This is a genomic window from Janibacter sp. UYMM211, assembly GCF_040547045.1.
Classification (GTDB): domain Bacteria; phylum Actinomycetota; class Actinomycetes; order Actinomycetales; family Dermatophilaceae; genus Marihabitans; species Marihabitans melonis.
Genome location: NZ_JBEPOY010000001.1, coordinates 491,595 through 515,050, shown reverse-complemented (window position 1 = coordinate 515,050; position 23,456 = coordinate 491,595). Strand labels below are relative to the sequence as shown.

Below are 23,456 nucleotides of genomic sequence, written 5' to 3'. Positions count from 1 at the left end.
CGGCGTGACCCGCGAGAGCGTCCAGTGGTACGTCGACACGGCCCTGGTGAAGATGCTCGGCCGGGCCGAGGACCTCGGTGACGAGCTGCTGAGCACCCGCCCCGACGTCGAGGGGGCCAACAGCGTCTACGCGCTCGTCGTCCACTGCTGCGGGGTCATGGAGCGCTGGGGCGGCGAGGCCATCGCGGGGCGCACCATCAGCCGTGACCGCGCGAGCGAGTTCACCGCCACCGGCACGCTCGCCCAGCTCGAGGAGCTCGTCGCCGCCCAGCGTCGACGCTGGGTCGACGACCTCGGCGGCTTCGAGCCCGAGGCGGCCCCCCGCGGGCCCGCCCCGCGCGACGACGGCGACCCCGAGGTCATCACCCAGGAGTTCGTCGCGCTGCACGTCGTCGAGGAGCTCTTCCAGCACCTCGGCCACGTCGACCTCACCGTCGACCTGCTGCGGTCCTGACCTGCTGCCGGCCCGCCGGCTGGCGGGGTCGACGACGCCCGGGCTGTCCCCCCTTCGCCCACGACGTGCGAGAGCCGCGCCGTCTGGTGCGACGACGCGGCTCTCGGGGTCTGGAGGGGGAGGGTCAGCCGAGCGAGGCGATGGCCGCGTCGTAGTCGGGCTCCTGGCCGATCTCGGGGACGAGCTGGCTGTGCAGGACGGTGCCGTCCGCGTCGAGCACGACGACCGCGCGGGCGAGCAGCCCGGCCATCGGGCCGTCGGTGAGGGTCACGCCGTAGTCCTCGCCGAAGGAGGAGCGGAAGGCCGAGCCCATCTTCACCTTGTCGATGCCCTCGGCGCCGCAGAAGCGGGCCTGCGCGAAGGGGAGGTCCTTGCTGACGTTGACGACCGTGGTGTCGGTGAGGTCGACGGCGCGCTCGTTGAAGGTGCGCACGCTCTGCGCGCAGATGCCGGTGTCGACGCTCGGGAAGATGTTGAGCACGACGCGGCCGGTGAGGTCGCCGGAGGTGAGCGGCGCGAGGCCCTCGCCGACGAGCTCGAAGGCCGGGGCCTTCGTGCGGGCGGCGGGGAGCTCGCCGACGGTCGTGACGCGGTTGCCCTTGAGTGCGGTGTTAGCCATGAGCCCAGCCAACCCCACGACGAGCCCTGATGTCACGCCGGGGTCCGCCTGGCGGCACCGGGCGGGTCAGAGCGGTCCAGGGCCCACGACGTGCTCGCCGTGCCCGTCGGCCCGCAGCCGCTCCCGCAGACGCTGCGCCGCCGACTCGAAGCGGTCGTCGGGCACATCACGCATCGGCGAGTGCGGCTCGACGTCCGCGGGCGACCACGCGGGCCACACGTGCACGTGGAGGTGCGGCACGAGGAAGCCCTCGAGGAGCATCCCGACCCGCGGCGCCTCCCACTCGGCCTGCTGCGCCCGACCGACGGCCATCGCCACCCGCTGGAGGTGGGCCCAGGTCTGCTCGTCGGCGTCGGTCCACTGCTCGAGCTCGGCGCGCGGCACGACCATGCAGTGCCCGTCGGTGAGCGGCTCGATGGTGAGCATGACGACGCACACGTCGTCGGCCCACACGAAGCGCCCGGGGATCTCGCCGGCGATGATCTGGCTGAAGAGCGTGGCCATGGCGCCACCCTAGGGGCCTACGGTGGGGTCATGCCCCAGGTGAGCGCCGACGTCCACGTGCCCGTCCCGCCCGAGCTGGCCTTCGCGGTCTCGCAGACCCACGGCGCGATCCGCCGTGGGTGGGACCCCTTCATCCGCGAGCAGCACTTCCTCGACGGGGCGCAGCACCCGGCGACCGGCGTGCGGACCTTCACCCGGTCGGCCTTCCTCGGCCCGATCAGCCCGACGATGGTCAGCGAGTACGTGTCGTGGCGCCCGCCGACGTCGGTCGGGATGACGATGGTGAGCGGCCCGCCCTTCTTCTCCCGCTTCGGCGGGGGGTGGCGCTTCACGCCCGAGGGTGACGGCACCCGCGCGGTGTGGAAGTACACCTACGACGTCGTCGGCCCGCCGTGGTTCCGCCGCATCGGCGTGACGACCGGGCAGTGGCTCCTCGGGCGCGAGATCCGCAAGCGGATCGACGCCTTCGCCGCCGCGTGCCGCGACGAGCAGGTCGTCTTCGTCGCGCGCGCCGACCTCGAGGCCCGCGCGGCGCTCGAGGCGCAGGAGAGCGCGAAGGGGGAGTCGCGTGCCTGACCCGATGCGCGTCGCCGGCGTCCAGCTCGTCGCGTCGCACGACGTCGAGGACAACCTCGCGCAGGTCGTCGACGGCGTGCGGCGAGCGGCCGAGGCCGGGGCACGTCTCGTCGTCTTCCCCGAGGCGACGATGGCGCCCTTCAGCCGGCGGCTCGACACCGCCGCGGAGCCGCTCGACGGCCCCTTCGCCGACGGGGTGCGCCGGGCCGCGGCCGACCACGGCGTCGTCGCGGTCGTCGGGCTCTTCACCCCTGCCGACGACGTCGAGGTCGACGGCCAGGTGCGGCACCGGGTGCACAACACGCTCCTGCTCACCGGCGCCGGGGTCGAGGAGGCGAGCTATCGCAAGATCCACCTCTTCGACGCCTTCGACTCCCGCGAGTCCGACACCGTCGCCGCGGGCGACGCGGTCGTCACGGCGCAGGTCGACGGCTGGACCGTCGGGCTGGCGACGTGCTTCGACGTCCGCTTCGCCGACCACTTCACCGAGCTCGGCCGGCGGGGCAGCGAGCTCGTCGTCCTGCCGGCGTCGTGGGGCGACGGCCCCGGCAAGGCCGACCAGTGGGACCTGCTCACCCAGGCCCGCGCCCACGACGCGCAGGCCTGGCTCCTCGGCGTCGGCCAGGCCTGGACCCCGCAGTCCGGCGACGGCCCCTTCGGCATCGGGCGCTCGGTCCTCGCCGACCCGACCGGCGCGGTCCGCTCCCGGCTCGACGCCGCCCCGGGGATGCTCGTCGCCGATCTCGACCCCGCCCCGGTCGCCGCCACCCGCCGTCGCGTCCCCATCCTCTGACCGCCTGCGTCCACCGGGAAGCCCAGCGGTGACCGGGCAACCCTTCGTGGGCCGAGGTATGTCTCGGTCGGCCCGGGGTTGCCCGGTCACGACCGGGCTGCCCGGTCGCGGCACGGCGAAGGGGGCCGCGGCCTCGTCGTCCCGGCCCCGGGTCGCAGGCCGCCGGGAGGTGGACGGGCCACGCGCAGCGGTCCGTAGACTGGCCGCCATGTCCGACCTCACCCGCGACGACGTCGCCCACCTCGCCTCCCTGGCCCGGATCGAGCTCGAGCCGCAGGAGCTGGACCGGCTCGTCAGCGACCTCGACACCGTGCTCAGCCACGTCGCGCAGGTGCAGCAGGCGCCCACCGAGGGCGTCGAGCCGATGAGCCACCCGATGCCGCTCGTCAACGTCACCCGCCCCGACGAGGTCCGCCCCTCCCTCACGCCGGAGCAGGCGCTCGCCGCCGCCCCGCTGGCCGAGGAGCAGCGCTTCTCCGTCCCGCGCATCCTCGCCGAGGACTGAGCGCCGCCGACGGGGGCGGCCACGCCCCCTTCGCACCCCGAGCCCGCCGCGACACCCGCCCCGAAGGACCGAACTTGAGCGACATCACCCGGCTGACCGCCGCCGCCCTGGCCGACTCCCTCGCCTCCGGAGAGATCTCCTCCGTCGAGGCGACCCGCGCCCACCTCGACCGCATCGACGCCGTCGACGAGTCGGTGCACGCCTACCTCCACGTCGCCGGCGCGGTGGCGATGGAGCAGGCCCAGCAGGTCGACGACCGCCGGGCGAAGGGGGAGTCCCTCCACCGTCTCGCCGGCGTCCCGATCGCGGTCAAGGACGTCATGACGACGATCGGCATGCCGACGACGTGCGGCAGCCGGATGCTCAAGGGCTGGGAGCCGCCGTACGACGCGACCGTCGTGCGCCGACTCAAGGACGCGGGCCTGCCGATCCTCGGCAAGACGAACATGGACGAGTTCGCGATGGGCTCGTCCACCGAGCACTCCGCGTACGGCGTCACCCGCAACCCCTGGGACCTCGAGCGCGTGCCCGGCGGGTCCGGCGGCGGCTCGAGCGCCGTCGTCGCCTCCTTCCAGGCGCCGCTCGCGACGGGCACCGACACCGGTGGCTCGATCCGCCAGCCGGCCGCCGTCACCGGCAGCGTCGGGGTCAAGCCGACGTACGGAGGGGTCTCGCGCTACGGCCTCGTCGCGCTCGCCTCCTCGCTCGACCAGGCCGGCCCGTGCGCCCGCACCGTCCTCGACACCGCGCTGCTCCACGAGGTCATGGCCGGTCACGACCCGATGGACTCGACGTCGATCGACGCCCCGGTGCCCGCGGTCGTCGCTGCCGCCGAGCACGCCGACGTCTCCGGCATGCGCATCGGCATCATCCGCGAGCTCACCGGCGAGGGCTTCCAGCCCGGCGTCCAGGCCCGCTTCGACGAGGCCGTCCAGCACCTCGTCGACGCCGGGGCCGAGGTCGTCGAGGTCTCGTGCCCGAGCTTCACCTACGCGCTCGCCGCCTACTACCTCATCCTCCCGAGCGAGGCGAGCAGCAACCTCGCGAAGTTCGACGCCATGCGCTACGGCCTGCGCGTCGGCCCGAAGGGGGTCCAGGCCCCCTCCGCCGAGCAGGTCATGGCGGCCAGCCGTGACGCCGGCTTCGGCGACGAGGTCAAGCGCCGCATCATCCTGGGCACCTACGCCCTGTCCTCGGGCTACTACGACGCGTACTACGGCAGCGCCCAGAAGGTGCGCCGCCTCATCGCCGACGACTTCGCGAAGGCCTTCGAGAGCGCCGACGTCCTCGTCAGCCCCACCGCCCCGACGACGGCCTTCCGCTTCGGCGAGAAGACCGACGACCCGATGGCGATGTACCGCGGCGACATCGCGACGATCCCCGCCAACCTCGCCGGTCTGCCGGGCATGTCCCTGCCGAGCGGCCTGGCCGACGAGGACGGCCTGCCCGCCGGTCTGCAGGTGCTCGCGCCCGCCATGGCCGACGACCGCCTGTACTCCGTCGGCGCCGCGCTCGAGCAGCGTCTCGTCGCGCAGTGGGGCGGCCACCTCCTCGACCGCGCCCCGGCCCTGACCGGCACGACCACCACCCAGGGAGCCTGAGATGAGCACCACCCGCGCCGACGCCGTCCTCGGCTACGACGAGGCCCTCGGCGTCTACGACCCGGTCATGGGCCTCGAGGTCCACGTCGAGCTCGGCACCGCGACGAAGATGTTCTGCGGCTGCGCGACGACCTTCGGCGCCGAGCCCAACACCCAGGTCTGCCCGGTCTGCCTCGGCCTGCCCGGCGCCCTGCCGGTCGTCAACGCCACGGCCGTCGAGTCGGCGATCCGGATCGGTCTGGCGCTGCACTGCTCCATCGCGCCGTGGAGCCGCTTCGCCCGGAAGAACTACTTCTACCCGGACATGCCGAAGAACTTCCAGACCTCGCAGTACGACGAGCCGATCTGCTTCGACGGCTACCTCGACGTCGAGCTCGACGGCGGCGAGGTCTACCGCGTCGAGATCGAGCGTGCGCACATGGAGGAGGACACCGGCAAGAGCTGGCACGTCGGCGGCTCCACCGGTCGCATCCACGGTGCCGAGTACTCGCTCGTCGACTACAACCGCGCCGGTATCCCCCTCATCGAGATCGTCACCAAGCCGCTCGTCGGTGCGGGGGAGCGCGCGCCCGAGGTGGCCCGCGCCTACGTCGCCGCGCTGCGCGACCTCCTGCGCGCCCTCGACGTCTCGGACGTGAAGATGGAGCAGGGCTCGATGCGCTGCGACGTCAACCTCTCGCTGCGCGCGAAGGCCGGCGACGACGCCCGCTCGACCGAGCAGCTCGCCGTGCCGCTCGGCACCCGCTCGGAGACCAAGAACGTCAACTCGCTGCGCTCCGTCGAGCGCGCCGTGCGCTACGAGATCTGCCGCCACGCGGCGGTGCTCGAGTCCGGCGGCTCGATCGTGCAGGAGACGCGTCACTGGCACGAGGACACCGGCATGACGACCTCGGGCCGCGAGAAGTCCGACGCCGAGGACTACCGCTACTTCCCCGAGCCCGACCTCGTGCCCGTCGCCCCCGACGACGCGTGGGTCGAGCAGCTGCGCGGCACCCTGCCCGAGCCGCCGGCCCAGCGCCGCAAGCGCCTGCAGGAGCAGTGGGGCTACTCCGACCTCGAGATGCGCGACGTCCTCAACGCCGGCGCGCTCGAGATCGTCGAGGCGACCGTCGCGGCGGGTGCGACCCCGCAGGCGGCCCGCAAGTGGTGGCTCGGCGAGCCGTCCCGCCGGGCCAACGGCGAGGGGGTCGACCTCGTGACCTACGCCGGTCAGGTCGGTCTGCTCCCGGCGCACGTCGCCGAGCTCGAGTCGCTCGTCGCCTCCGGTCGCCTCAACGACAAGATGGCCCGACAGGTCCTCGAGGGCGTCCTCGACGGCGAAGGGGGACCGACCCAGGTCGCCGACGCCCGGGGCCTCGAGCTCGTCCAGGACGACGGTGCGCTCGAGGCGGCCGTCGACACCGTCATCGCCGCCAACCCCGACATCGCCGACAAGATCCGCGCCGGCAAGGTGCAGGCCGCCGGCGCGCTCATCGGCCAGGTGATGAAGGAGATGCGCGGCCAGGCCGACGCGGGCCGGGCCCGCGAGATCATCCTCTCCCGCCTCGGCGCCTGAGCGACGCAGCGCCCGAAGGGGGCCGCCCGGGATCACCCGGGCGGCCCCCTTCGCGCGTCCTCGCGGTCAGGCCGGTCCGTAGCCGCCGATGTAGCCCTCCTGCTTCGCGCCGGTGAGGATCGGGCGGCCGGACAACGAGCCGGAGACGGTCGCCTCGCGCCAGAAGGAGTAGAAGGTCCCGTCGCCGTCGTCGGTCACCGGTCCGCTGGCGTAGAGGGTGAAGTCCGGCTCGATCGGCCAGCGATCGGTGCCGCGGCGCCCGACGATGAGGCCCTCCTGCTTCGCAGAGAGGCCGGTCGAGCTGACCCGGCCGACCTTCTGCCGCTCGAAGTTCTCGAAGGTCATCGTCTGACGGTGCACGCACCGCGACGACGCCCACGTCGGGCTGACGCTCGCGCCGGCCGGGCAGTAGTAGGAGCGCATCGACCCGCTGACGACGCCGTTGTCCGTCGTCAGCTTGACCTGGTGGCGGTTGCCCCGGATCGGCGGGCCGAACTCGTTCTGAAAGCCCCCGCCGAGCACGACCCAGCTCGTCGCGTAGCGGTGGTCGGTCGTCGGGGTGATGTCGCGCCCGGCGCCCCGCGGGTCCGGGGCGGCGCTGCTCGGCACGGCGCTCGCCGCGGCGAGGAGGGCCGCCCCTGCGAGGACGGCCGCGGAGCGGGCGAGATGACGCTGTCGGTGCATGATGGGTCCCTGCTCTCGTGCTCGTCGGCGCCGACGGCTCCAGCGCCGTCCTCATAGGGACCCACCACAGGCCCGCGCTGTCCATGAGCAGAAGTACTCAACCTAGACTCGCCGCCATGGTGACCGTCTCCTTCCCCGACCAGTTCTGGCTCGACGACGTCGGCCCGGTCGACGGGATCACGCCCGTCGTCTGGGACCCGGAGGGCCCGGTGCCCGACGAGGACGTCGAGGTCTTCGTCGCGCCGTACATGGGCGGCGCGCGCAGCGTCGAGCCGGTCGCGCAGAAGCCGTCGGTCCGCCTCGTCCAGCTCTTCTCCGCCGGGTACGAGGACGTCCTTCCCGTCCTGCCGAAGGGGGTGGCGCTGGCCAACGGCGCGGGGGTCCACGACGACTCGACCGCGGAGCTCGCCGTGGGTCTGGCCCTGGCCTCCCTGCGCGGCATCGACGACGCGGCCCGCGACATGACGAGCGGCAGCTGGACCGCCCACCGCCGCGAGCGCCGCTCGCTCGCCGACAGCCGGGTCCTGCTCCTCGGCTACGGCTCGATCGGCCGCGCGATCACCCGGCGGCTCGCCCCCTTCGAGGTCTCGGTCACCGCGGTGGCCTCTCGGGCCCGCGCCGGCGACGAGCTCGTCGACAGCGTGCACGGCGTCGACGAGCTGCCCGAGCTGCTGCCGCAGCACGACGTCGTCGTCGTCATCGTGCCGCTGACCGACGCCACGGCGGGCCTGCTCGGTGATGAGCTGCTCGGCGCGCTGCCCGACGGCGCCCTCGTCGTCAACGTCGCCCGCGGGCCCGTCCTCGACACCGACGCGGTGCTGCGCCAGGCGGGGAGGATCTCCTTCGCGCTCGACGTCACCGACCCCGAGCCGCTGCCCGCCGACCACCCGCTGTGGTCCGCGCCGGGCGTGCTCGTCACGCCGCACGTCGGCGGGATGAGCACCGCCTTCCGGCCCCGCGGGGTGCGTCTGCTGCGCGAGCAGCTGCGCGCTCTCGGCGCCGGTGAGGACCCGATCAACGTCGTGGGGCACGGCTGACCCTGGCGAGCAGGCCCCGATGAGAGTTGACTAGCGCCATGACACGGGCAGCGGAGTCCAAGACGATCGTGCTGGTGCGTCACGCCGAGGCGGCCGCTGCCCCGCCAGGAGGCCAGGACGCCGAGCGGGCCCTCACCGAGCAGGGGCAGGAGCGCGCCGAGGACTTCGGGCGCTGGCTGCGGGCGCACGGCATGGGGTGCGACGAGGTCATCACCTCGCCTGCCGCCCGCGCCCGGCAGACCGTCGAGGCGATCGCCTGCGGCGGCTGCTCCGAGGCCGAGGTGCAGGTCGAGCGGCGGCTCTACGAGGGCGAGGTCGACGACGTCCTGCAGGTGCTGCGCGAGTCGACACCGGACGCCGAGCTCGTCCTCGTCGTCGGTCACGCGCCGACCGTGCCGGCCGCGGTGAGCCTGCTCGCCGACGGCGAGGGCGCCGACGCGGCGCACGAGGCGCTCTCGCTCGGCTTCCCTCCCGGTGCTGCGGCGGTGCTGCGCTACCAGGGGCAGTGGAGCGACCTCAGCTTCGGCGCGGCCTCGCTCGAGGACTTCCGCACCCCGTGACGAGCGGGGAGTGCTCCCCGTCGTCGCCGGGTCCCCCAGCCGATAGCCTCCGTGTGCGGCGACCGGCCGCACCACGTCACAGGGGAAGAAAGTGAACATGAAGACGATGATCCGGGGCGCTGCTGTCGCCCTCGCCGCCGTGGGCCTGACCGCCGCGACCGCCCTGCCCTCCACCTCGGCGCCGAGCGACGAGAGCCGCCGCGTCTACTACGGCGCGATCGCGATGAACACCCGCACGCTCGACGTCGGCTACATCAACGACTACGGCAGCTCGACCCTGGCGAAGCAGTACGCGCTCAACCGTTGCAAGAAGAACACGCAATACTCGAGCAACGACGGCTACTGCAAGAACATCGTCGCCGTCCGCAACGGCTGCGCCGCCGTCGCGGTGAAGTACGACAGCAAGAACCGTCCGGTCCGCTACGGCTACGGCACCGACTTCGCGAAGTGGCCTGCCGTCCGCGAGGCCCAGCGCCAGGCCCAGGGCAGCTCCTCTGCCGGCACGGTCAAGACCCGCATTTACCTGTGCACGACGCGCTACTACTGAGCAACGCATCGACACCACGGTCTGCGTGACCTGACGAGCAGCGGCGGTCGACCTCACGGTCGGCCGTCGCTGCTGTACGTGGCGGGTCAGCCGGCGTCGAGCTCGAGGTGACGCCACGTCGAGGTGACGTGCATCCCGATGTGCTCGTAGAGGCCGAGCGCCCCGGTGCGCGAGTCGGTCGACAGCTGCCCGACGGGCAGCCCGCGCTCCCGGCCGGCCGCGTAGGCCGCCCCGAGCAGCGCCGCGCCGAGCCCGCGCCCGCGGTGCTCCCGGTCGACGGCGAGCTCGTGGACGAAGGCGACGTCGCCCTCGGCCCCGGTGACGATCGCGACGCCGACCACCTGGCCGGACCCGTCGCGCGCCACCTGCAGGTGCCACGGCGCGGCGTCGTCACGCTCGACGAAGAACGCGCTCCAGTCCTCGTAGCCGACCGGCCGGCGCCCCTCCCACTCGCCGAAGGCGGTCTCGACGACCCGGTGCACGTCGGGCAGCTCCTCGGCCCGGGCCAGCCCGAGCTCGTAGCCGCTCGGCGCACCCGTCGGCACCGGGCTGTCGGCGGGCAGCTCGAGGATCCACGCGTCGTAGGTCGCGCGCCCGCCCGCGTCGACGAGGAGCTCCTCGGCGGTGCTGCCGACGGGCACGCTCTGCCCGTGGGTGGTGCCGCCGTCGCGCGCCGCCGTGCGACGGGCCCAGGCGAGCAGGGCGGTCCCGATGCCCTGACCGCGGTGGTCGGGGTGCACGGCGAGCAGGCCGGTGTCGCTCGGCCGCAGGAAGCCCCCGGCGACGAGCGTCTCGTCGCGGTAGACCCCGATCGAGCGGCGCGCGAGGTCGAGGCTCGGCCCGCGCCACTCGGCCGAGACGTCCGCGTCCTCGATGAGCGCCTCGCCGGCGTCGAGCGCCTCGGTCGCCCGGACGAGCGTGACGAAGGGGGAGACGTCCGCCGCGGTGAAGGGGCGGGCGGCGAGGCCCTCGGGCAGGTCGACGTCGAGGGTGGGGGAGGCGTCCATCCCCGAAGGCTGGCGCACCCGCCCGCCCCTGTCACCCGGTTATCGGTCCCCCTTCGCCTCCACTTGTCCACGATGTGGTCCCCTCTGTCTCGAAGTTTGACACCGCGGCGAGGCCGGGAGGACAGTGCTCCCGTGGCCATCACCCTCGTACTTCACCGGCGCGCTGCCTGAGCGACTCGCTCGACCGCAGCGCGCGCCCTTCATGTCCTCGCCCCAGGACTGGAGGGTTTTTTCATGGGGCGGATGATGGTCCGGACCGACACGAGAAGTGGAGCCAAGCCGTGAGCGACAGCGCGACCCAGTCGTCGACGCCGCCTGCACCCAGCCCGGCGAGCATCGCTCGTCAGGCGCAGGCCGCGCACCCCCCTGCCCCCGTCCCGGTGACGGGCGCCCAGAGCCTCGTGCTCTCGCTCGAGTCGGTCGGTGCGGAGGTCGTCTTCGGCATCCCCGGCGGTGCGATCCTCCCGGCCTACGACCCGCTCATGGACTCGGTGAAGGTCCGCCACATCCTCGTGCGCCACGAGCAGGGCGCCGGCCACGCCGCCGAGGGCTACGCGACTGCGACCGGCAAGGTCGGCGTGTGCATGGCCACCTCCGGCCCGGGCGCGACGAACCTCGTCACGGCCATCGCCGACGCCTACATGGACTCCGTGCCGATGGTCGCCATCACCGGTCAGGTGGCCTCGGCCGCGATCGGGACGGACGCCTTCCAGGAGGCCGACATCCGCGGCATCACCATGCCGATCACCAAGCACAACTACCTCGTGACCGACGCCGCGGAGATCCCGCGCGTCATCGCCGAGGCCTTCCACGTCGCGAGCACCGGCCGACCCGGCCCGGTCCTCGTCGACATCGCCAAGGACGCCCTGCAGGCCCGCACCACCTTCGCCTGGCCCCCGCAGGTCGACCTGCCCGGCTACCACCCGGTGACCAAGCCGCACGCGAAGCAGATCCGCGAGGCGGCCAAGCTCATCGCGGCCAGCCGTCAGCCCGTGCTCTACGTCGGCGGCGGCGTCATCCGCGCCGGGGCCCACGAGGAGCTCGCCGCGCTCGTCGAGGCGACCGGCATCCCCGTCGTCACGACCCTCATGGCGCGCGGCGCCTTCCCCGACCAGCACCCGCTGCACCTCGGCATGCCGGGCATGCACGGGTCGGTCGCCGCGGTGACCGCGCTCCAGCGCTCCGACCTGCTCATCACCCTCGGTGCCCGCTTCGACGACCGGGTCACCGGCCAGCTGAGCTCCTTCGCCCCGGACGCGAAGGTCATCCACGCCGACATCGACCCGGCCGAGATCGGCAAGAACCGCATCGCCGACGTCCCGATCGTCGGTGACGCGAAGGCGATCATCGCCGAGCTCACCGCCGCCGTCGCCGCCTCCGACGCCCCCCGCCCCGACCTGTCGGGCTGGGTGCGCCGCACCCAGGGCTGGGCACGCAGCTACCCGGTCGGCTACACCCCGAGCGAGGACCCGGGCGCCCTCGCCCCCCAGCTCGTCATCGAGACGATCGGGCGCATCGCCGGCCCCGAGGCCGTCTACGCCGCGGGCGTGGGCCAGCACCAGATGTGGGCCGCTCAGTTCATCGACTACGAGCGCCCCGGCAGCTGGCTCAACTCCGGCGGCGCCGGGACGATGGGCTACTCCGTGCCGGCCGCCATGGGCGCGAAGGTCGGCCAGCCCGACCGCGTCGTGTGGGCGATCGACGGCGACGGCTGCTTCCAGATGACCAACCAGGAGCTCGCGACCTGCGTCATCAACGACATCCCGATCAAGGTCGCGATCATCAACAACTCGAGCCTGGGCATGGTCCGGCAGTGGCAGTCGCTCTTCTACGACAAGCGTTACTCCAACACCGACCTGCACACCTCGGTCGGCAGCCGGGTGCCCGACTTCGTCAAGCTCGCCGACGCCTACGGGTGCGTCGGGCTGCGCTGCGAGCGCCCGGAGGACGTCGAGGAGACGATCCGCCAGGCGATGGCGATCAACGACCGCCCGGTCGTCGTCGACTTCGTCGTCGAGCGCGACGCGATGGTGTGGCCGATGGTGCCCGCCGGGGTGAGCAACGACGCGATCCAGATCGCCCGCGACGCCGCGCCCCAGTGGGACCGCGAGGACTCCGACGCCGTCGAGCAGTCGACCGACGCCGACCACAGCAGCCAGACCGCCGCCGACCAGGACGCGTGAGGAGCCGAGCATGAGCAGCAAGCACACCCTGTCGGTCCTCGTCCAGGACAAGCCCGGCGTCCTCGCCCGCATCTCCGCGCTCTTCTCGCGGCGCGGCTTCAACATCGACAGCCTCGCCGTCGGTCCGACCGAGCAGCCCGACGTGTCGCGGATGACCGTCGTCGTCGAGGTCGAGCAGCTGCCGCTGGAGCAGGTGACCAAGCAGCTCAACAAGCTCGTCGAGGTGCTCAAGGTCGTCGAGCTCGACCCGCTCGCCTCCGTCGACCGCGAGCTGCTCCTCGTCAAGGTCCGCGCGGACGCGAGCAGCCGCAGCGCGATCCTCGAGACCACCCAGCTCTTCAAGGCGCGCATCCTCGACGTCACCGCCGACGCCCTGACCATCGAGTCGACGGGCAACGCCGAGAAGCACCGCGCGATGCTCGAGATCCTCGACCCGTACGGCGTCAAGGAGATCGTCAAGTCCGGCATGGTCGCCATCGGCCGTGGCGGACGCTCGATCACCGACCGCGGCGGGCGGCACTGATCATCAGACGGCACTGACCGACGGGCATCGCCGGCCCATCGGGTGGCGGGCCCCGCCCGTCACCCGCACCCCAGACCGAACCACACCGAAGCTGAAGGAGAGGCCCACCAATGGCCGAGATGTACTACGACGACGACGCGGACCTGTCGATCATCCAGGGGCGCAAGGTGGCCGTCATCGGCTACGGCTCGCAGGGCCACGCCCACGCGCTCAACCTGCGCGACTCCGGCGTCGACGTCCGCGTCGGCCTCCAGGAGGGCAGCAAGAGCCGCGCGAAGGCGCAGGACGAGGGCCTGCGGGTCGTCACCCCGGCCGAGGCGGTGGAGGAGGCCGACGTCATCGTCATCCTCACCCCCGACCAGGTGCAGCGTCACGTCTACGCGCAGGACATCGAGCCGGGCCTGACCGAGGGCGACGCCCTCGTCTTCGGCCACGGCTTCAACATCCGCTTCGGCTACATCCAGCCGCCGAAGGGGGTCGACGTCATCCTCGTCGCGCCCAAGGCACCGGGCCACACCGTGCGTCGTGAGTACGTCGCCGGCCGCGGCATCCCCGACATCATCGCCGTCGAGCAGGACGCCTCGGGCAGCGCCTGGGACCTCGCGAAGTCCTACGCCAAGGGCATCGGCGGCACCCGCGCCGGCGTCATCAAGACGACCTTCACCGAGGAGACCGAGACCGACCTCTTCGGCGAGCAGGCCGTGCTGTGCGGTGGCATGAGCCACCTCGTGCAGGCCGGCTTCGAGACCCTCACCGAGGCGGGCTACCAGCCGGAGATCGCCTACTTCGAGGTGCTCCACGAGCTCAAGCTCATCGTCGACCTCATGTGGGAGGGCGGCATCGCCAAGCAGCGCTGGTCGATCTCCGACACCGCCGAGTACGGCGACTACGTCTCGGGCCCGCGCGTCGTCGACGACCGGGTCAAGGAGTCGATGCGCGGCATCCTCGCCGACATCCAGGACGGCACCTTCGCCCAGCGCTTCATCGACGACCAGGACAAGGGTGCCGTCGAGTTCGCCCGCCTGCGCGAGCAGGAGGCCGGTCACCCCATCGAGGCCACCGGCAAGGACCTGCGCGCCCACTTCGCGTGGAAGCAGAGCGACGACGACTACACCGAGGGCTCGGCCGCGCGCTGACCCCCCTTCGGCGCCGCCGACGACGCCGGCTACCGCCCCGTACTGGTCGTGATGACGACCGGTACGGGGCGGTAGCGCGTCACGGGGGGAGTCAGCGGGGCTGCGCGGTGAGCCAGGTCGCGAAGGGGGTGCCGCCCACCTCGGCGTCCGCGCCGGCGAGGATGCCGCCCTGCGGCCCGAAGGCGCGCATCGTCGCCCCGAGGGGCGGCAGCGCGAGGAACCGGGGCGGGCGCCGCCCGTCGTGCGCGGCGAGCAGCCGCTCGACCTCGCCGAGGTCGAGCACGTCGGGACCGGCGAGGTCAGGGCCCGGCCGCGGGCCGTCCGGTGCCTCCCCGGTCGCCAGCTGCGCCATCCGCCGCCCGACCCACGACAGCTCCACGGGCTGCACCCGCATCCCGCGCACGCCGAGCGCGAGCGGCCCGAGGCGCAGCGCGCGCCCGATCTGGGCGGCGAAGGGGTGGAACTGCGTCGCCCGCACGACCGTCGCGGGCAGGCCGGAGGCGAGGACGAGCTCGTCGGCCGTGCGCTTGGCCCGGTAGTAGGGGTAGGGCACCCGCTCGCAGCCGACGATCGAGATCGTCACGACGTGCGGGGTGCCCGCCCGGCGGGCCGCGTCGAGCACCGCCTGCGTCCCGCCGACCGTCATCGAGCGCCACCGCCGCGGGCGCGTCGTGTCGGCGGTGTGGACCACCGCGTCCGCGCCCGAGAGGAGAGGGTCGAGACCGGTGCCGGCCTCGAGGTCGACGCCGGTGCGCCGGCTGGCGACGACGGCCTCGTGGCCGTCCTGCTCGAGGTGGTGGACGACCTGGCTGCCGAGGGCGCCGAGCCCTCCGGTGACGACGACGCGCATGCCCGTCAGCATGCCCGAGCCCACGACGTACCGTGGCCGGGTGGAGGAGATGATGCGCGACTGGCCCGTGGGCCTGGCCTTCGTCGTCCTCCTCGTCGCGGCCCTGGTGCGCGGGTCGGCCACCTACGCGATCGGTCGGGGCGCCCGCTCGGCGGCTGCGCGCCGCTCCGGCGCCGACCGGCCGGGGCCGACGATGGCCCGGGCCGAGCGTCTCGTGCGCCGGGTCGGCCCGCCCGCCGTGAGCCTGGGCTTCCTCACCGTCGGGCTGCAGAGCGCGATCAACCTCAGCGCGGGGGCGATGCGCATGCCGCTGTCCCGCTTCGCCCCGGCGCTCGTCGTCGGTGCGACCCTGTGGGCGACGGTCTACACGACGATCGGCTTCGCGGTCATCGAGGCAGCGCTCGGTCGGGGCTCGTGGTGGCTCCTCGGGGCCGTCGTCGTCGCGGTGGCCGTCGTGCTCGCCGGCCGTGCGCTGCGCCGCCGCGCTCGCTGACCGCGTCACGACGAGACGACCGTCACGTCCACCTGCTGGACACGGGGTCCACGACGTGGACATCGCAGGCGTAGCCTCGACGCAGGCGACGTGACCGGGCCGGCGGAGACCCCGCACATCCCACGTCCGCGCACCCCCACCGGGGACCGCGCCGTCGCCGCCCACGTACGCACCACCGTCAGGAGCACGTCATGAGTGACGAGGCCACGCAGGCGCGCCGCGCGCTGCAGGAGAGCATGGACCGCCGCGACCAGGGCAGCGACGACTGAGCCTGCCCCCCTCGCGACGACGCAGCCGCCACGGATCCCGTGGCGGCTGCGTCCGTCTCCGCCCGCTGGACGGGTCACCCCTTCGCCCGCTGGACGGGTCACCCCTTCGCCCGCTCGACGGGACACCCCTTCGCCCACCGCACCACGAGAACTAGGTTTGACGACATGCCCCAGCTGCGATCCCGCACCACGACCCACGGCCGCAACATGGCGGGAGCCCGCGCGCTGTGGCGCGCGACCGGCATGGGCGAGGGCGACTTCGGCAAGCCGATCGTCGCGATCGCCAACTCCTTCACCCAGTTCGTGCCCGGGCACGTGCACCTCAAGGACATGGGCCAGCTCGTCGCCGGCGCCATCACCGAGGCCGGGGGAGTGGGCAAGGAGTTCAACACCATCGCCGTCGACGACGGCATCGCCATGGGTCACGCCGGCATGCTCTACAGCCTGCCCAGCCGTGAGGTGATCGCCGACTCCGTCGAGTACATGGTCAACGCGCACTGCGCCGACGCCCTCGTGTGCATCAGCAACTGCGACAAGATCACGCCCGGCATGCTCCTCGCCGCGCTGCGGCTCAACATCCCGACGGTCTTCGTCTCCGGCGGCCCGATGGAGGCCGGCAAGGCCGTCATCGGCGAGGACGGCGAGGTCGCGACGCGTCTCGACCTCATCGACGCGATGATCAAGTCGGTCGACGACACCGTCTCCGACGAGGAGATCACCCAGATCGAGCAGTCCGCCTGCCCGACGTGCGGGTCGTGCTCGGGGATGTTCACCGCGAACTCGATGAACTGCCTCACCGAGGCGCTCGGGCTCTCGCTGCCGGGCAACGGCTCGACCCTGGCGACCTCCGCGGCCCGCCGCGAGCTCTTCCTGGACGCCGGTCGCCTCGTCGTCGACCTGTGCCGCGACTACTACGACGGCGACGACGAGTCGGTCCTGCCGCGCTCGATCGCCGGCAAGCCCGCCTTCGCCAACGCGATGCGCCTCGACATCGCCATGGGCGGCTCGACGAACACGATCCTGCACCTGCTCGCCGCGGCCCAGGAGGCGGGAGTCGACTTCGACCAGCACGACATCGACGCGCTGTCGCGGGTCACGCCGTGCCTGGTCAAGGTCGCCCCGAACAGCACCGACTACTACATGGAGGACGTGCACCGCGCCGGCGGCGTGAGCGCCATCCTCGGCGAGCTGCACCGCGGCGGCATGCTCGAGACCGAGGTCCGTGCGGTCCACTCGCCCTCGCTGGAGCAGTGGCTCTCCGACTGGGACATCCGCAGCGGGGCCGCGACGGCGAAGGCGACCGAGCTCTTCCACGCCGCCCCCGGTGGCGTGCGCACGACCGAGGCCTTCAGCTCGACGAACCGGTGGACGAGCCTGGACACCGACGGCGAGAGCGGGTGCATCCGCTCCGTCGAGCACGCCTTCACCAGCGAAGGGGGCCTGGCGGTCCTCCACGGCAACCTCGCCCCCGACGGGTGCATCGTCAAGACCGCGGGCGTCCCCGAGCACCAGTGGAGCTTCTCCGGGCCGGCGCGCGTCGCCGAGAGCCAGGAGGACGCCGTGTCGATGATCCTCTCCGGCGGCGTGCAGGCCGGCGACGTCGTCGTCGTGCGCTACGAGGGGCCGAAGGGGGGGCCGGGGATGCAGGAGATGCTCTACCCGACCTCGTACCTCAAGGGCGTGGGCCTGGGACCGAAGTGCGCGCTCATCACCGACGGTCGCTTCTCCGGGGGCTCCTCGGGCCTGTCCGTCGGCCACGTCTCTCCGGAGGCCGCTGCCGGCGGCGCCATCGGGCTGGTCCGCGACGGCGACGTCATCGAGTTCGACATCCCGAACCGCCGGGTCCAGCTGCTCGTCGACGACGAGGAGCTCGCCGCCCGGCGCGAGGAGCAGGACGCGAAGGGGTGGACCCCGGTCGACCGCGACCGCCCCGTCTCCCCGGCGCTGAAGATCTTCGCGAAGTTCGCCCAGTCCGCCGACAAGGGCGCCGCCCGCCTCGTCGACTGACCTCGTCCCGCCCCGATCGCGGGTCGAGGTGCGAGCAGCGAGCCTCGAGACCACCTGCACGCCCTCGCTGGTCGAGGTGCGAGCGCCAGCGAGCCTCGAGACCACCCGCCGCTCCGGCGCAGCAGGGCCCGCGGAGCCTTGGTCCTCCCTCCGCCTCGGGCGCTGCGCGCCCTCGGCTGCGGTCCGGTCCGCTTGATGCTCCGCGAGCCCTCCCGCGCCTGCGCTCCGTCCGTTCGCTGGTCGAGGTGCGAGCGCCAGCGAGCCTCGAGACCCACCCCTTCGCTGGGCGGGTGGTCTCGAGGCTCAGGTCTGGGCGGCCTTCGCACCTCGACCATCACGGCTCTTGCTGGACCGCTATGTGGGACACGGTGTCCACATCACGGGACTGCGTCGTAGCCTCGGGGGCATGACGCAGACGCAGGTGGACACCCCTTCGCAGGCCTCCTCGGGCACTCTCGACCTCGCGGTCATCGGGGGCGACGGGATCGGTCCGGAGGTCGTGACCGAGGCGCTCAAGGTGCTCTCCGCGACCGGCGTCGACGCGAGCACGACCGACTACGACCTCGGCGCGACCCGCTGGCATGCCACCGGCGAGACCCTCCCCGACTCGGTCGTCGAGGAGATTCGCGGGCACGACGCGATCCTGCTCGGCGCCATCGGCGACCCGAGCGTCCCCTCCGGCGTCCTCGAGCGCGGCGTGCTGCTGCCGCTGCGCTTCGCGCTCGACCACTACGTCAACCTGCGCCCGGCCAAGCTCTACCCCGGAGTGACGAGCCCCCTCGCCGACCACGTGACGAGCAAGGGCCTCGACTTCGTCGTCGTCCGTGAGGGTACCGAGGGCCCCTACGTCGGCAACGGCGGTGCGCTGCGCGTCGGCACGCCCCACGAGATCGCCACCGAGACGAGCGTCAACACGCGCTTCGGCGTCGAGCGGGTCGTGCGCGACGCCTTCGCCCGCGCGCAGGCGCGCCCGCGCAAGCACCTCACCCTCGTGCACAAGCACAACGTGCTCACCAACGCCGGTCACCTCTGGCGTCGCACGGTCGAGGAGGTCGGCGCCGAGTTCCCCGACGTCGAGACCGCTTACCAGCACGTCGACGCCGCGACGATCTTCCTCGCGACCGACCCGGCCCGCTTCGACGTCATCGTCACCGACAACCTCTTCGGCGACATCATCACCGACATCGCCGCGGCCGTCGCCGGCGGCATCGGCCTCGCCGCGAGCGGCAACATCAACCCCACCGGGGCCGCTCCGAGCATGTTCGAGCCGGTCCACGGGTCGGCGCCCGACATCGCCGGCCAGGGCATGGCCGACCCCACCGCCGCGATCCTCTCCGCTTCCCTCCTGCTCGCCCACGTCGGCCGCGCCGACGAGGCCGCGCGGGTCGAGGCGGCCGTCGCGGCCGACCTCGCCGAGCGTGGCGACCGAGTACGCAGCACGAGCGAGATCGGCGACGCCGTCGCCGCTCGTCTCTAGCCCGCGCCCCGTCACCCCCTTCGTCGACCGGGCTCCGCCCGACGTCGGTGCGGCGCCCTCACCCCCCGCCGCTAGTCTGCCCAGAGCAGACGCACACCCACGTCAGGAGCACCGATGACGCTGTCCTACACCCACGAGCAGCACCCGTCCCCCCGCAGCGACGCCGAGCGCGAGGCGATCCTCGCCGACCCCGGCTTCGGCAACCACTTCACCGACCACATGGTCACGGCGACGTGGACTCGTGACGGGGGCTGGCACGACGGTCGCGTCCACCCCTTCGGCCCCATCGCGATGAGCCCGGCCGCCGCGGTCCTGCACTACGCGCAGGAGGTCTTCGAGGGGATGAAGGCCTACCGCCACGAGGACGGGTCCGTGTGGACCTTCCGCCCCGAGGCCAACGCCGCGCGCATGGCGCGCTCGGCCCAGCGCCTGGCGCTGCCGACGCTGTCCGAGGAGGACTTCGTCGGCTCGCTGCGCGCCCTCGTCGACACCGACGAGGCGTGGGTCCCGGCCTACGGCACCGGCGAGACGAGCCTGTACCTGCGCCCCTTCATGTACGCCTCCGAGGCCTTCCTCGGCGTGCGCCCCGCCCACGAGGTCACCTACTCGGTCATCGCCTCCCCGGCCGGCGCGTACTTCACCGGTGGGCTCACGCCGGTCAAGCTCTGGGTCAGCGAGCACTACGCCCGTGCGGGCGAGGGCGGCACCGGCTCGGCGAAGTGCGGCGGCAACTACGCCTCCTCGCTCGCCGGTCAGCTCGAGGGCATCGACCACGGCTGCGACCAGGCGGTCTTCCTCGACTCCGCGACCCACACGTACATCGAAGAGCTCGGGGGGATGAACCTCTTCTTCGTCACCTCGGACGGGCGCCTGCGCACCCCGGCGCTCACGGGCTCGATCCTCGAGGGCATCACCCGCGACTCGATCCTCACCCTCGCCAAGGACCTCGACCTCCAGCCCGAGGAGGACCGGATCACCATCGAGGAGTGGAAGGACGGAGTCGCCTCCGGCGAGATCACCGAGATCTTCGCGTGCGGCACAGCCGCAGTCATCACGCCCGTCGGCGAGCTGCGGTGGGACGGCGGCTCGGCCGCCTCGACCGCGGGCGAAGGGGGCGGCGAGGTCACCCGGTCCATCCGCTCGCGCCTGCTCGACATCCAGTACGGCCGCGCCGAGGACACGCGCGGCTGGCTCACCCGGCTGGCCTGAGCCTCGCCCCGACCCCGCCGCTGACGTGACCCGCCGACCCCGCCTCGTCGCCACCGACCTCGACGGGACCCTGCTGCGCTCGGACGGGACGGTCTCCGACCGCTCCGTCCGGGCGCTGCGGGCGGTGGCGGCGGCGGGCGTCGAGACGGTGCTCGTCACCGCCCGTCCGCCCCGGTGGCTCGACGAGCTCGCCCACGTCGTCGGCGTGCGGGGGATCGCGGTGTGCGGCAACGGCGCCTTCCGCTACGACGTCGCCGAGCAGCGGGTCTTCGCCGAGCGCACGATCGAGCCCGAGCTGCTCGCCGAGGTCGTCGCCGACCTGCGGCGCGAGCTGCCGGGCACGGGCTTCGCGGCAGAGCGGGCCGGGGGTCTGGCGGCCGAGCGGATGTTCGCCGCGATCCACGACCACCCCGAGGACCTCGTGTGCACCCACCGCATCGAGGAGCTCGGCGACGAGCGCGCGGGCAAGCTGCTCGCCCGCAACCCGCACCTCACCGACGACGAGTTCCTCGTCGCGGCCGGTGAGGTCGTCGCCGACCGGCTCGTCCTCAGCTACTCGGGAGCGGGCGGGCTCGCCGAGATGTCCGCCCCCGGGGTGACGAAGGCGAGCGCGCTCAAGGCGTGGTGCGCCGAGCTCGAGATCGACGCCCATGACGTGTGGGCCTTCGGTGACATGCCGAACGACCTGCCGATGCTGCGCTTCGCCGGACGGGCCTTCGCCGTGGCGAACGCGCACCCCGCGGTTACCGCGCTCGCCGACGAGAGCGTCGCGAGCAACGACGACGACGGCGTGGCCGCCACCCTCGAGCGGCTTCTGCGCTGAGCGCACGAGACCCCTTGGTCCGGCGACTCCGGTGCTGCCCCGTACGCACGGGGCAGCGTCCTAGCCTGCCGACACGTGCCCACCATGCGGACCCCGGCGCGCGCCGTCGGCGTGGTGGTGCCATGGTGTGGGGGTGATGCCCGAGATGACGACGACCGCCACCGCGGTCCGACTTATTACCTAGGCGCGACGAGCCCCGCTCGTCGCGCAGACCTCCCGCACCCGGGGGGTCTTTTGCGTGTCTCGGGCGGAGCAGGGGAGTCCCCGAGACGGCGACCAGGACCAGGCCACACCCCCGGCCAGGACCCGGCGCGACGAGCGGGATCACCCCCTTCGCCCATCCCCGGGCGCCGACGGACCGAGGACAGATGAGCACCGACTTCCACGTCTACGACACGACGATGCGCGACGGCGCCCAGCAGGAGGGGATCAACCTCTCGGTCGCGGACAAGCTCGTCATCGCGCGGCACCTCGACGACCTCGGCGTCACCCATGTCGAAGGGGGATGGCCCGGGGCCAACCCGACCGACACCGAGTTCTTCGCCCGGGCCGCGACCGAGCTCGACCTGCGCACCGCGACGCTCGCCGCCTTCGGGTCGACCCGCAAGGCCGGGGGGTCCGCCGCGAGCGACCCGCAGGTGCAGGGCCTGCTCGACTCCGGCGCCCCCGTCATCACCCTCGTCGCGAAGTCGCACGTCGGCCACGTCGAGCGGGCGCTGCGTACGACGCGCGAGGAGAACCTCGCGATGATCACCGACACGGTGAGCCACCTCGTCGCGCAGGGCCGCACCGTCATGGTCGACACCGAGCACTTCTTCGACGGGTACCTGCTCGACCGTGAGTACGCGCTCGCCTGCGTGCGCGCGGCCTCCGACGCCGGGGCCGAGGTCGTCGCCCTGTGCGACACGAACGGCGGGATGCTGCCGGGCCAGGTGCACGACGCCGTCGCCGACGTCATCGCCAGCACGGGGGCACGTCTGGGCATCCACTGCCACAACGACACTGGGTGCGCGGTCGCGAACACGATGGCGGCGGTCGAGGCCGGCGCGACGCACGTGCAGGGCACCGTCAACGGCTACGGCGAGCGCACCGGCAACGCCGACCTCGTCACCGTCGTCGCGAACCTCCAGCTCAAGCTCGGCATGGACCTCGTCGAGCCCTACCGGCTCCAGGACGCCACGCGCATCGCGCACGCCATCAGCGAGGTGACGAACCACCCGCCCTTCTCGCGGCAGCCCTACGTCGGGGCGGGAGCCTTCGCGCACAAGGCGGGGCTGCACGCGAGCGCGATCAAGGTCGACCCCGACCTCTACCAGCACATCGAGCCCAAGGCCGTCGGCAACGACATGAGGATGCTCGTCTCCGACATGGCCGGGCGGGCGACCGTCGAGCTGAAGAGCCGGGAGATCGGCGTCGACCTCGACGGCGAGGACGAGACGCTCGCGCGCGTGCTGGCGCGGGTGAAGACGCTCGAGCAGCGCGGGTACACCTTCGACGCGGCGGACGCGAGCTTCGAGCTGCTGCTGCGCCGCGAGGTGGGGGCCGGTCCGACGCAGTACGCGCAGGTCGAGTCGTGGCGCGCGATCACCGACGTGCGCGGGGCCGACGTCGAGGCGCTGTCCGAGGCGACGGTCAAGGTGCACGCCGGTGGGCGGCGGATCGTCGCGACCGGCGAGGGCAACGGGCCCGTGAACGCGCTCGACGAGGCGCTGCGCCAGGCGCTCGTCGTCGTCTACCCCGAGATCGAGCAGCTCGAGCTCATCGACTACCGGGTGCGCATCCTCGACGCCGCGCACGGCACCGACGCGGTGACCCGTGTGCTCATCGAGACGAGCGACGGCACGACGTCCTGGACGACCATCGGCGTCGCCGCGAACATCGTCGAGGCGTCCTGGCAGGCGCTGCTCGACGGCATCACCTTCGGGCTCATGCGCGGGGGCGTCCCCGTCCGCTGAGGCCCGGGGTCGCGGGGGTCAGTGGTCTCGAGGCTCAGGCCCTGGCGGGCCCTCGCAGCTCGACCAGCAAAGGGCCCTCGCACCTCGAC

At 72.9% G+C, this 23,456-nt stretch carries 23 protein-coding genes; 18 read left to right on the top strand and 5 right to left on the bottom strand.

Annotated features, from left to right (window positions below; all coding sequences use genetic code 11):
- Positions 1 to 4 precede the first annotated feature (4 nt).
- Entirely contained in the window at positions 5 to 454 is a 450-nt protein-coding gene (locus ABIB53_RS02330) for a mycothiol transferase (protein WP_354586968.1), read from the top strand.
- 124 nt (positions 455 to 578) lie between these two features.
- Here the strand turns inward: ABIB53_RS02330 and tpx are convergent, their stop codons facing one another.
- Both tpx and ABIB53_RS02320 read right to left on the bottom strand, forming a co-directional pair.
- Positions 579 to 1,073, bottom strand: a complete 495-nt coding sequence (gene tpx, locus ABIB53_RS02325) for a thiol peroxidase (RefSeq protein WP_068274468.1) — start codon at positions 1,071 to 1,073, stop codon at positions 579 to 581.
- A gap of 66 nt (positions 1,074 to 1,139) precedes the next feature.
- Positions 1,140 to 1,577 carry an HIT family protein gene (locus ABIB53_RS02320; RefSeq protein WP_068274472.1) on the bottom strand — a complete coding sequence of 146 codons (438 nt, stop codon included), beginning with the start codon at positions 1,575 to 1,577 and terminating at the stop codon, positions 1,140 to 1,142.
- A 30-nt stretch (positions 1,578 to 1,607) separates the two neighbouring features.
- Between ABIB53_RS02320 and ABIB53_RS02315 the strand changes: the two genes are divergently transcribed.
- The 5 genes from ABIB53_RS02315 to gatB all read left to right on the top strand — a co-directional run bounded on the left by ABIB53_RS02315 (position 1,608) and on the right by gatB (position 6,607).
- Complete coding sequence (locus ABIB53_RS02315; RefSeq protein ID WP_354586967.1) at positions 1,608 to 2,153, top strand: SRPBCC family protein; 546 nt, start codon at positions 1,608 to 1,610, stop codon at positions 2,151 to 2,153.
- Positions 2,146 to 2,946, top strand: coding sequence for a carbon-nitrogen hydrolase family protein (locus ABIB53_RS02310; RefSeq protein WP_354586966.1), 801 nt, complete (start codon positions 2,146 to 2,148; stop codon positions 2,944 to 2,946). The genes ABIB53_RS02315 and ABIB53_RS02310 overlap by 8 nt, the downstream gene beginning before the upstream one ends.
- A gap of 208 nt (positions 2,947 to 3,154) precedes the next feature.
- Complete coding sequence (gene gatC / locus ABIB53_RS02305) at positions 3,155 to 3,451, top strand: Asp-tRNA(Asn)/Glu-tRNA(Gln) amidotransferase subunit GatC (protein ID WP_354586965.1); 297 nt, start codon at positions 3,155 to 3,157, stop codon at positions 3,449 to 3,451.
- Positions 3,452 to 3,525: 74 nt separating this feature from the next.
- Positions 3,526 to 5,052, top strand: a complete 1,527-nt coding sequence (gene gatA, locus ABIB53_RS02300) for an Asp-tRNA(Asn)/Glu-tRNA(Gln) amidotransferase subunit GatA (RefSeq protein WP_354586963.1) — start codon at positions 3,526 to 3,528, stop codon at positions 5,050 to 5,052.
- A 1-nt stretch (position 5,053) separates the two neighbouring features.
- Positions 5,054 to 6,607 carry an Asp-tRNA(Asn)/Glu-tRNA(Gln) amidotransferase subunit GatB gene (gatB, locus tag ABIB53_RS02295; protein ID WP_354586962.1) on the top strand — a complete coding sequence of 518 codons (1,554 nt, stop codon included), beginning with the start codon at positions 5,054 to 5,056 and terminating at the stop codon, positions 6,605 to 6,607.
- Positions 6,608 to 6,673: 66 nt separating this feature from the next.
- Here the strand turns inward: gatB and ABIB53_RS02290 are convergent, their stop codons facing one another.
- Positions 6,674 to 7,291, bottom strand: a complete 618-nt coding sequence (locus ABIB53_RS02290; RefSeq protein WP_123093319.1) for a hypothetical protein — start codon at positions 7,289 to 7,291, stop codon at positions 6,674 to 6,676.
- 116 nt (positions 7,292 to 7,407) lie between these two features.
- Between ABIB53_RS02290 and ABIB53_RS02285 the strand changes: the two genes are divergently transcribed.
- From ABIB53_RS02285 to ABIB53_RS02275, 3 genes are all read left to right on the top strand, one after another.
- Positions 7,408 to 8,328, top strand: a complete 921-nt coding sequence (locus ABIB53_RS02285) for a 2-hydroxyacid dehydrogenase (RefSeq protein ID WP_354586961.1) — start codon at positions 7,408 to 7,410, stop codon at positions 8,326 to 8,328.
- A 38-nt stretch (positions 8,329 to 8,366) separates the two neighbouring features.
- Complete coding sequence (locus tag ABIB53_RS02280; protein ID WP_354586960.1) at positions 8,367 to 8,888, top strand: SixA phosphatase family protein; 522 nt, start codon at positions 8,367 to 8,369, stop codon at positions 8,886 to 8,888.
- 97 nt (positions 8,889 to 8,985) lie between these two features.
- On the top strand, positions 8,986 to 9,435 hold the full coding sequence (locus tag ABIB53_RS02275) for a DUF4189 domain-containing protein (RefSeq protein ID WP_123093316.1): 450 nt from the start codon (positions 8,986 to 8,988) through the stop codon (positions 9,433 to 9,435).
- An 86-nt stretch (positions 9,436 to 9,521) separates the two neighbouring features.
- Here the strand turns inward: ABIB53_RS02275 and ABIB53_RS02270 are convergent, their stop codons facing one another.
- Positions 9,522 to 10,442 carry a GNAT family N-acetyltransferase gene (locus ABIB53_RS02270; RefSeq protein ID WP_354586959.1) on the bottom strand — a complete coding sequence of 307 codons (921 nt, stop codon included), beginning with the start codon at positions 10,440 to 10,442 and terminating at the stop codon, positions 9,522 to 9,524.
- 281 nt (positions 10,443 to 10,723) lie between these two features.
- Between ABIB53_RS02270 and ABIB53_RS02265 the strand changes: the two genes are divergently transcribed.
- The 3 genes from ABIB53_RS02265 to ilvC all read left to right on the top strand — a co-directional run bounded on the left by ABIB53_RS02265 (position 10,724) and on the right by ilvC (position 14,284).
- Positions 10,724 to 12,625 carry an acetolactate synthase large subunit gene (locus ABIB53_RS02265; protein WP_502914614.1) on the top strand — a complete coding sequence of 634 codons (1,902 nt, stop codon included), beginning with the start codon at positions 10,724 to 10,726 and terminating at the stop codon, positions 12,623 to 12,625.
- Positions 12,626 to 12,635: 10 nt separating this feature from the next.
- Positions 12,636 to 13,148 carry an acetolactate synthase small subunit gene (ilvN, locus tag ABIB53_RS02260; RefSeq protein WP_068274490.1) on the top strand — a complete coding sequence of 171 codons (513 nt, stop codon included), beginning with the start codon at positions 12,636 to 12,638 and terminating at the stop codon, positions 13,146 to 13,148.
- A 110-nt stretch (positions 13,149 to 13,258) separates the two neighbouring features.
- A complete protein-coding gene (gene ilvC / locus ABIB53_RS02255) occupies positions 13,259 to 14,284 on the top strand; it encodes a ketol-acid reductoisomerase (protein WP_068274492.1) in 1,026 nt (341 codons plus the stop codon).
- 91 nt (positions 14,285 to 14,375) lie between these two features.
- Here the strand turns inward: ilvC and ABIB53_RS02250 are convergent, their stop codons facing one another.
- On the bottom strand, positions 14,376 to 15,134 hold the full coding sequence (locus ABIB53_RS02250) for an SDR family oxidoreductase (RefSeq protein ID WP_354586957.1): 759 nt from the start codon (positions 15,132 to 15,134) through the stop codon (positions 14,376 to 14,378).
- On the opposite strand from ABIB53_RS02250, the gene ABIB53_RS02245 reads away from it, so the two are divergent.
- The 6 genes from ABIB53_RS02245 to cimA all read left to right on the top strand — a co-directional run bounded on the left by ABIB53_RS02245 (position 15,133) and on the right by cimA (position 23,367).
- On the top strand, positions 15,133 to 15,627 hold the full coding sequence (locus ABIB53_RS02245) for a DedA family protein (RefSeq protein WP_224766977.1): 495 nt from the start codon (positions 15,133 to 15,135) through the stop codon (positions 15,625 to 15,627). The two genes, ABIB53_RS02250 and ABIB53_RS02245, sit on opposite strands and share 2 nt — an antisense overlap.
- A gap of 434 nt (positions 15,628 to 16,061) precedes the next feature.
- Entirely contained in the window at positions 16,062 to 17,903 is a 1,842-nt protein-coding gene (ilvD, locus tag ABIB53_RS02240) for a dihydroxy-acid dehydratase (RefSeq protein WP_354586956.1), read from the top strand.
- Positions 17,904 to 18,309: 406 nt separating this feature from the next.
- Positions 18,310 to 19,380 carry a 3-isopropylmalate dehydrogenase gene (locus tag ABIB53_RS02235; RefSeq protein ID WP_354586955.1) on the top strand — a complete coding sequence of 357 codons (1,071 nt, stop codon included), beginning with the start codon at positions 18,310 to 18,312 and terminating at the stop codon, positions 19,378 to 19,380.
- 114 nt (positions 19,381 to 19,494) lie between these two features.
- A complete protein-coding gene (locus tag ABIB53_RS02230; protein ID WP_354586954.1) occupies positions 19,495 to 20,589 on the top strand; it encodes a branched-chain amino acid aminotransferase in 1,095 nt (364 codons plus the stop codon).
- A 25-nt stretch (positions 20,590 to 20,614) separates the two neighbouring features.
- Positions 20,615 to 21,412: an HAD family hydrolase gene (locus tag ABIB53_RS02225; RefSeq protein ID WP_354586953.1), complete on the top strand. Its 798-nt coding sequence runs from the start codon at positions 20,615 to 20,617 to the stop codon at positions 21,410 to 21,412.
- A gap of 368 nt (positions 21,413 to 21,780) precedes the next feature.
- Positions 21,781 to 23,367, top strand: coding sequence for a citramalate synthase (gene cimA / locus ABIB53_RS02220; RefSeq protein ID WP_123093307.1), 1,587 nt, complete (start codon positions 21,781 to 21,783; stop codon positions 23,365 to 23,367).
- Positions 23,368 to 23,456 lie beyond the last annotated feature (89 nt).

Excerpts from the sequence above, each read along its gene's own strand:
- cimA (WP_123093307.1), top strand. The coding sequence starts at position 21,781 with ATGAGCACCGACTTCCACGTCTACGACACGACGATGCGCGACGGCGCC.
- ABIB53_RS02315 (WP_354586967.1), top strand. The coding sequence starts at position 1,608 with ATGCCCCAGGTGAGCGCCGACGTCCACGTGCCCGTCCCGCCCGAGCTG.
- ABIB53_RS02270 (WP_354586959.1), bottom strand. The coding sequence starts at position 10,442 with ATGGACGCCTCCCCCACCCTCGACGTCGACCTGCCCGAGGGCCTCGCC.
- ABIB53_RS02235 (WP_354586955.1), top strand. The coding sequence starts at position 18,310 with ATGACGCAGACGCAGGTGGACACCCCTTCGCAGGCCTCCTCGGGCACT.
- ilvN (WP_068274490.1), top strand. The coding sequence starts at position 12,636 with ATGAGCAGCAAGCACACCCTGTCGGTCCTCGTCCAGGACAAGCCCGGC.
- ABIB53_RS02230 (WP_354586954.1), top strand. The coding sequence starts at position 19,495 with ATGACGCTGTCCTACACCCACGAGCAGCACCCGTCCCCCCGCAGCGAC.
- gatC (WP_354586965.1), top strand. The coding sequence starts at position 3,155 with ATGTCCGACCTCACCCGCGACGACGTCGCCCACCTCGCCTCCCTGGCC.
- ABIB53_RS02275 (WP_123093316.1), top strand. The coding sequence starts at position 8,986 with ATGAAGACGATGATCCGGGGCGCTGCTGTCGCCCTCGCCGCCGTGGGC.
- gatB (WP_354586962.1), top strand. The coding sequence starts at position 5,054 with ATGAGCACCACCCGCGCCGACGCCGTCCTCGGCTACGACGAGGCCCTC.
- ABIB53_RS02285 (WP_354586961.1), top strand. The coding sequence starts at position 7,408 with ATGGTGACCGTCTCCTTCCCCGACCAGTTCTGGCTCGACGACGTCGGC.
- ABIB53_RS02245 (WP_224766977.1), top strand. The coding sequence starts at position 15,133 with ATGCCCGTCAGCATGCCCGAGCCCACGACGTACCGTGGCCGGGTGGAG.
- ilvD (WP_354586956.1), top strand. The coding sequence starts at position 16,062 with ATGCCCCAGCTGCGATCCCGCACCACGACCCACGGCCGCAACATGGCG.
- ABIB53_RS02280 (WP_354586960.1), top strand. The coding sequence starts at position 8,367 with ATGACACGGGCAGCGGAGTCCAAGACGATCGTGCTGGTGCGTCACGCC.
- ABIB53_RS02290 (WP_123093319.1), bottom strand. The coding sequence starts at position 7,291 with ATGCACCGACAGCGTCATCTCGCCCGCTCCGCGGCCGTCCTCGCAGGG.
- ABIB53_RS02250 (WP_354586957.1), bottom strand. The coding sequence starts at position 15,134 with ATGCGCGTCGTCGTCACCGGAGGGCTCGGCGCCCTCGGCAGCCAGGTC.
- tpx (WP_068274468.1), bottom strand. The coding sequence starts at position 1,073 with ATGGCTAACACCGCACTCAAGGGCAACCGCGTCACGACCGTCGGCGAG.
- ilvC (WP_068274492.1), top strand. The coding sequence starts at position 13,259 with ATGGCCGAGATGTACTACGACGACGACGCGGACCTGTCGATCATCCAG.
- ABIB53_RS02320 (WP_068274472.1), bottom strand. The coding sequence starts at position 1,577 with ATGGCCACGCTCTTCAGCCAGATCATCGCCGGCGAGATCCCCGGGCGC.